The sequence below is a fragment of the Staphylococcus sp. 231237_7MaSpsaltlick genome, assembly GCF_043107035.1.
On the sequence record NZ_JBICNX010000118.1, the window covers coordinates 1 to 1,471 of the forward strand.

Consider the following 1,471-nt stretch of genomic DNA (forward strand, 5'->3'; position numbering starts at 1 on the left):
CTATTACGAGGAAAGAACTTTTAAATTGAAAGGTTTAATTACTTTAAAAATTTATTTAGGAGGAGATTTATAATGGTCGAATTAAAAATTGTAGATAGTAGAGAAATATATTATATGGTGAAGTCATTATATAAATGTACTGGTGAAACATATAGAAAGACAGAAAATATAGACGAACAAATGGTTGAATATAATCAAAATCGAGCAGATAGTGATCTGAAAGAATTTATAAAAGAAATAAAAACTATTTTAAGTCATTTACCTATGTGTTGGTATGAAACATACGCTAGATATAAAGGGTGTGACTATAAGTGTTTAGCGTTACATTTTATAAAAGATTGTTCTCCTGCATAGATAATAGTATTATATGTTTGGATGTACATCATCAGATATAAGTAACAAATATCCCCCTTCGTTATTGAAATAGCGGAGAGGGATATTTAAGAGAAATAATATAATTTAACTTATTATAAAGTCATAAGGAAAGTTTTTTAAATAGCCTAAGGGGGATTTGATGGAATTATATTTTAAAATACAAGATTACATTAGTTTATTGATACAAAATTTTTCGAATGTAAAACTAAACACAGTTATTATATTCTGCATTACCATATTATTTATATTATTAAGTGAATTTCGACATGGTAGAATTCTTAGTTCTATTAGCATTCTTTTTAGTTTTTTTCCTGTTTTAATTCATGAGCTTGGTCATGCATTGTCAGCCAGACTCGTAGGAGGACATGTTGATAATATCCATATGGTTTTAACACAAAGAGAACAAGTCTCAACGGAACGACAAGGTTATGCTGAGACAAGAGCAAATAGTAATTTTAAGTTTATTATCATTACATTTTGTGGTTACATTGCCCCACCTATTATGCTGTTTTTAGGTGTGTATCTTGCATATAAAGAAAAAACCTTTATATATTTATTTATATGTATAGGGTTACTGATATTTTATTTTGCTGTAACTAAGCAAAAATGGATTCCAATAATATTATTAATTGCGGTTTCTTATTCTTGTTATAATATCATTATCCAACAAGATACATTTATAACTAACAGTATATCCTTTATTTATAACGTACTTTTAGGTTTGTTATTAGGTGAAATAATTCAAAGTATTATAATTACAACAAAGATAACGTTTAATAAAAAAGGGTCTGAATGGGATGGAACAGCAATGAAAAACTTAACACTAATCCCTGTATTCTTTTGGTGGTTATTATGGACAACTATAAGTTGTGTTTCTATTTATAAAGTATTGAATATGTTATTCAGCTAATATAATTTCCAAAGGCTTAATAGTAATGAAGGTAAATAATTTTAATAAAATAGGTTTCAAAAGCAACATATATAATAAAAAAAGTACATCTTATATGGAAAAGGATGATAATAAGTGAATGTCGATGCCCATGAGTTAATAGTTTTACATAATATTGTAAATAGATTAGTAGGTAAAGAAATTTTT

The 1,471-nt window shown here is 26.4% G+C and carries 2 protein-coding genes; both read left to right on the top strand.

Annotation, left to right across the window (positions count from 1 at the left end; genetic code table 11):
- Positions 1-72: 72 nt before the first annotated feature.
- Complete coding sequence (locus tag ACF91D_RS30245; protein WP_392438432.1) at positions 73-354, top strand: hypothetical protein; 282 nt, start codon at positions 73-75, stop codon at positions 352-354.
- 160 nt (positions 355-514) lie between these two features.
- Positions 515-1,285, top strand: coding sequence for a M50 family metallopeptidase (locus tag ACF91D_RS30250; protein ID WP_392438434.1), 771 nt, complete (start codon positions 515-517; stop codon positions 1,283-1,285).
- Positions 1,286-1,471 lie beyond the last annotated feature (186 nt).